The organism is Actibacterium sp. (assembly GCF_041584535.1).
In the GTDB taxonomy this organism is placed as follows: Bacteria; Pseudomonadota; Alphaproteobacteria; order Rhodobacterales; family Rhodobacteraceae; genus Actibacterium_D.
On the sequence record NZ_JBFHDW010000178.1, the window covers coordinates 1 to 5,499 of the forward strand.

6 protein-coding genes are annotated in these 5,499 nt (G+C 62.1%); all 6 read right to left on the reverse strand.

Going from position 1 to position 5,499, the window contains the following annotated elements:
* Nucleotides 1–49 precede the first annotated feature (49 nt).
* Nucleotides 50–2,245: a 3-hydroxyacyl-CoA dehydrogenase NAD-binding domain-containing protein gene (locus ABYW26_RS09650; protein ID WP_372604607.1), complete on the reverse strand. Its 2,196-nt coding sequence runs from the start codon at nt 2,243–2,245 to the stop codon at nt 50–52.
* 42 nt (nt 2,246–2,287) lie between these two features.
* Nucleotides 2,288–2,755: a cupin domain-containing protein gene (locus ABYW26_RS09655; protein WP_372604608.1), complete on the reverse strand. Its 468-nt coding sequence runs from the start codon at nt 2,753–2,755 to the stop codon at nt 2,288–2,290.
* 3 nt (nt 2,756–2,758) lie between these two features.
* Entirely contained in the window at nt 2,759–3,970 is a 1,212-nt protein-coding gene (locus ABYW26_RS09660; RefSeq protein ID WP_372604609.1) for an acetyl-CoA C-acetyltransferase, read from the reverse strand.
* 13 nt (nt 3,971–3,983) lie between these two features.
* Nucleotides 3,984–4,622: a glutathione S-transferase family protein gene (locus tag ABYW26_RS09665; RefSeq protein ID WP_372604611.1), complete on the reverse strand. Its 639-nt coding sequence runs from the start codon at nt 4,620–4,622 to the stop codon at nt 3,984–3,986.
* A 106-nt stretch (nt 4,623–4,728) separates the two neighbouring features.
* Nucleotides 4,729–4,941 carry a hypothetical protein gene (locus ABYW26_RS09670; RefSeq protein WP_372604612.1) on the reverse strand — a complete coding sequence of 71 codons (213 nt, stop codon included), beginning with the start codon at nt 4,939–4,941 and terminating at the stop codon, nt 4,729–4,731.
* Nucleotides 4,942–4,990: 49 nt separating this feature from the next.
* A partial coding sequence (locus ABYW26_RS09675) for an acyl-CoA dehydrogenase (RefSeq protein WP_372604614.1) occupies nt 4,991–5,499 on the reverse strand: 509 nt, incomplete at its 5' end.

Consider the following 5,499-nt stretch of genomic DNA (forward strand, 5'->3'; position numbering starts at 1 on the left):
TATCGGTTTTAAGGGCGCGGCAAGCAGGCCTGCCGCGCCCTGAGATTGCTTAGGCTGCTGCGTCTTTGTTGAAGCGTTCGTAGAACAGATCGCCTTTGTCGGCCATCTCGCGCAGCAGTGCCGGTGTGCTGAACCGGGCGCCGAAACGGGCGGTCAGGTCGTCGCAGATTTCAACCGCGCGGGCGGCGCCAAGGATGTCCAGCCAGCCGAACGGCCCGCCCGACCACGGCGCAAAGCCCCAGCCAAGGATGGCGCCGACATCGCCTTCGCGGATATCCAGCAGCACATTGTCCTCCAGCGCGCGCACGGCCTCAAGAACCTGCGCGAACATCAGGCGGTGCTGCACCTCGTGCAGATCGGGCTGATCGTCACGAACCGGGTATTTCTCGGCCAGACCGTCCCAGACGCCCAGACGCTTGCCCTTTTCATCATAGGAATAGAAGCCCGAGTTCGACTTGCGGCCCAGACGGCCCAGATCGGCCATCCAGAACGCCACCGCGTCAACATCGTCATCCGGATAAGCGTCGCCCATCGCGGCCTTGGTGGCCTTGGCGATCTTGACGCCCAGATCGATCGACACCTCGTCAACCAGTTGCAGCGGCCCGACCGGCATCCCCATCAGCTTGGCCGCATTGTCGACCAGCGTCGGTTCCACGCCTTCGCCGACCATGCGGATGCCCTCGTTGATATAGGGCAGGATACAGCGGTTGGCGTAGAAATAGCGGGCGTCGTTGACGACAATCGGGGTCTTGCGGATCTGGCGGACGAAATCCAGCGCCTTGGCGACCGAGCGATCGCCCGACTGGGCGCCCTTGATGATCTCGACCAGCGCCATCTTGTCGACCGGCGAGAAGAAGTGGATGCCGATGAACTGATCCGGCCGCACGCTGGCCTTGGCCAGTTCCGAGATCGGCAGAGTCGAGGTATTGGTGGCAAAGATACAGTCTTCGCCGACGATGGCCTCGACCTTTTTGGTGACCTCGGCCTTGATGCCCGGATCTTCGAACACGGCTTCGACGATCAGATCGCTGCCTGCCAACGCGTTGTAATCGTTGGTGGCGGTGATCAGCGACAGCAGCGCCTCTTTCTTTTCAGGCGTGCCTTTGCCACGGGCGATGCCCTTGTCCATGTATTTGGCGCTGTAGGATTTGCCGCGATCGGCGGCTTCTTGGCTTTGATCGACCAGCACCACCTTGATCCCGGCCAGCGCCGAAACCAGCGCGATGCCCGCGCCCATCATGCCCGCGCCCAGAACGCCAACCTGTTTCACTTGCTGATCGGGAACGCCAGCCGGGCGCGAGGCACCTTTTTCCAGCTTTTCCTTGTTGATGAACAGCGACCGGATCATCGCCTTCGAGGACGGGTTCATCATGATGTTGGTGAACCAGCGGGCCTCGATCCGCAGCGCCTGATCGAAGGGCACAAGCGCGCCTTCATAGACGGCCGCCAGCACCGCCTTGGCCGCCGGATAGACGCCCTTGGTCTTGCCCAGAACCATCGCATTGGCGCCGACAAAGATCGGGAACCCGGCCGGGTGATACGGCGCGCCGCCCGGCATCTTATAGCCGCGCTTGTCCCACGGTTTGACAATATCGTCGTCGGTGGCCGACAGAACCCACGCCTTGGCGGCGGCCATCGGATCGGCGGAAACCTCGTCGATCAGACCGATGGCCTGAGCTTTCTTCGGGTCCAGAAGCTTGCCTTCCAGCAGCAACGGCGCCGCCGCCATTGCGCCCATTTTCCGCGGCAGGCGGGTGGTGCCGCCCGCGCCGGGGAACAGGCCGATCAGGATTTCCGGCAGGCCGATCTTGGCCTTGTCATCGTCGGCACAGAAAATCCGGTGCGTGCACAGCGCCAGTTCCAGACCGATGCCCAGCGCGGTCCCGGGCAGGGCGGCGGCGATCGGTTTGCCGCCTTTCAGGGTTTTCGGGTCCATGCCGGCGCGTTCGATCTTGCGCATGAAGGTGTGCAGCTTCATCGAACCATCGAACAGCCCCTTGGCCGGATTATCGCCGCCCGCTGCCTGCATCTGCGCCAGAACGTTCAGGTCCATGCCCGCCGCAAAAGTCGGCTTGGCCGAGGTGATGACCACGCCTTTGACGGCGTCATCCGCCAGCGCGGCGTCGATATGGGTTTCCAGCTCGGCCAGACCCTCCAGCGACATCACGTTCATGCTTTTGCCGGGCAGATCCCAAGTGATCACCCCAACGCCATCGCCATCTACGGCATAGGTAAATTCAGTCATGTTTTTCTCCCTCTCCGGGCCAATCCAATATGCGCCGCGCGATCAGTTCTGATCCAGCGGGCTGCCATCCTTGCGGGTGAACCTGGCCGATCCGTCGGCCAGTTCAACTTTCATGTCGATATCCGAGTAATAGGCGATCTCGTGTTGGGCCTTGCTGCCCACCACCAGAAACCGCGCCTCGGTCCGGGTGTTGTTGACGAAACAATGTCCGTTGGCCACGCCCGCCGGAAAGGCGGCGCATTGGCCTTCGGTCATGTCGGTTTCGCCATCATCCGTGATCAATGTGCAGGTGCCTTGGGTGACCATGACGAATTCGTCCTCGTTCTCGTGCCAGTGGCGCAGCGACGAGCGCGCGCCGGGCTGGAGGATCACAAGGTTTGCCCCGAATTGCGTCAGGCCGCCCGCCTGGCCCAGACGCAGCGAACTGCGCCCGGCCATCTGTTCGGCATAAGGCGCCGGATAGATCGAGCCGGTTTTCACCGGAACCGTATCCAGATCGATCACAGCCATCGGTTACACGCGCTCGATAATCGTCGCGGCGCCCATGCCCGAGGCCACGCACAGCGTGGCAAGGCCGGTGGATTTGCCGGTGCGCTCAAGCTCGTCCAGCAGGGTGCCGATGATGATCGCGCCAGTGGCGCCCAGCGGGTGACCCATGGCAATCGCGCCGCCATTGACGTTGACCAACGCCGGATCGACATCGAATGCCTGCTGGAACCGCAGCACGACTGCGGCAAAGGCCTCGTTCACCTCAAAGAGGTCGATGTCGCCGATCGACATGCCGCTGTCAGCGAGAATTTTCTGGGTCACCGGCACCGGGCCGGTCAGCATGATCGTCGGATCGGTGCCGATCTTGGCGGTGGCGCGGATGCGGGCGCGGGGTTTCAGGCCGTTGGCCTCGCCGAATTCCTTGTTGCCGATCAGGATCGCGGCAGCACCATCGACGATGCCCGAGCTGTTGCCGGCATGGTGGATGTGGTTGATCCGCTCAAGATGCGGGTATTTCATCATCGCCACGGCATCAAAGCCCGGCATGACCTCGCCCATGTCCTTGAAGGCGGGTTTCAGCGCGGCCAGCGTCTGAGCGGTGGTGTCGGGGCGCGGATATTCGTCGCGGTCCAGAATGGTCAGGCCGTTCTGATCCTTGATCGCCACGATCGACTTGTCGAACCGGCCTTCCGAGATCGCCACAGCGGCGCGGCGCTGGCTTTCGGCGGCAAGCGCGTCAGCCTGTTCGCGGGTAAAACCGTATTCGGTGGCGATGATGTCGGCCGAGATGCCCTGCGGCACGAAATAGGTCTTCATCGCCAGTTGCGGGTCAATCGCGATGGCGGCGCCATCGCTGCCCATGGGAACGCGGCTCATCATTTCGACACCGCCGGCGATATAGGCCGAACCGGCCCCGCCACGCACCTGATTGGCGGCAAGGTTCACCGCCTCGATGCCACTGGCACAGAAACGGTTGATCGACAGGCCCGGAATGCTTTCATCCAGATCGGACATCAGCACCGCCGAGCGCGCAAGGCAGCCGCCCTGTTCACCAACTTGGGTGACATTTCCCCAAAGCACGTCCTCGACCGCATGTCCGGTCAGGCCGTTGCGCGACTGGATCGCGTTCAGAATCTGCGCACTCAGGTTGACCGAGGTCACTTCGTGCAGGCTGCCATCGGGGCGGCCCTTGCCGCGCGGACTGCGCACGGCGTCATAGATATATGCGTCTGTCATGGTCTCTCTCTTCTTAGCCGGCCCGGTCACTGGGGTTTCCGGGCATCAGATCATAAGGGTGTTTCCATCCGGGCAGGGCGGCGATGCCGTCCAGCCAACGATCGATGTTGGGCCAATCGGCCCGGTCAAAGCCGAAGGGCTCGGGGTAGTATAGGTATCCGCAGCAGGCGAAATCGGCGATGGTCGGCTGATCGCCCACCAGCCAATCCTTGTTGGCCAGTTCGCCGTCCAGCACCTTGAACGCGGCCTTGAGGCGGCCTTGCAGGAAGGCGATCACCTCGGCCGGGCGCTTTTCAGGCGGCAGAAAATTCATCAGGAACCGCGTGGTGCCGCATTGCGACGACATCTTGTGATTGTCCCAGAACATCCAGCGCAGGATATCGCGCCGTTCGGCGGCGCTGCGGCCCCCGAATTTTCCGGTCTTGGACGAGATATAATCCTGCATCACCCCGGATTGGGTCAGGGTCACGTCGCCGTCGATCATCACCGGCACTTCGCCCATCGGGTTCAGTTCCAGATAGGCGGGCGAGCGGGCCTCGCCGTTGAAGAAATCGACAAAGATCGGTTCCCATTCCAGCTCGGCCAGTTCCAGCGTCAAAGCCGCTTTGTAGGAGTTTCCGCTTTCGCCAAAACAGTAAAGTTTGATGGTCATGCGTGGTCCTCTTTGCGGCGCGCCCAAGTCGCGCGGGGATTGAGTATTTTTACCAAGAAAAAAACAAGGGTATTTCCCGGGTTTTCGGCGTTTCCTAGCGTCAGAGTCAGCGTTTCCGGGCCTCAAGACCGGCGCTGAACAGGCGCAGGCGGTGGGTCAGATTGGTGTGGTCGGTGACGCTGTCAAAATGTTCGAACAGGAAGGACAGGGCCTCGCCTTCGTCCAGATCAGCCTCGCGGGCGAACCGGCGCAGGCGGCGATAGCCGCCTTCGGTCATGGCGACGGGAAAGCGGCGGGTCAGGCGCAGACGCTTTGGCACGGTGATCCTCCCTTGTGGCGGGGGCGCGGTGGGCGCCCCCGGTGATAGCTTAGAAGTTTGCGGCATCCAGAGCCATAACTGTCTCGCCGCCGCTTTGAATCCGCGTCAGGTGCAGTGCGGTGTTCGGCAGGTGGCGCGACATATAGTGGCGGCCGGTGACCAGCTTGGTCTGGTAGAATTCAGGGTCCGCCGGGGCATTATCCAGCGCCTCAAGTGCGACCTTGGCCATTTTCGACCACATCAGGCCCATGCAGACCTGACCGAAGAGATGCATGAAGTCATAGGACCCGGCCAGCGCGTCATTGGGGTTTTTCATGCCGGTCTGCATGAAATACATGCCCGCGGCCTGAAGGTCTTTGCTGGCCTGTTTCAGCGGATCGAGAAAGCCGGTTTTCAGCGCCTCGTTGCCGTCGTTGTCCTTGATGAAGGTCTTCACCAGATCGAAGAACGCCATCACATGCTTGCCGCCATCGGTGGCCAGTTTACGACCGACCAGATCCAGCGCCTGAACGCCATTTGCGCCTTCGTAGATCATCGGGATCCGGGCGTCGCGGACGA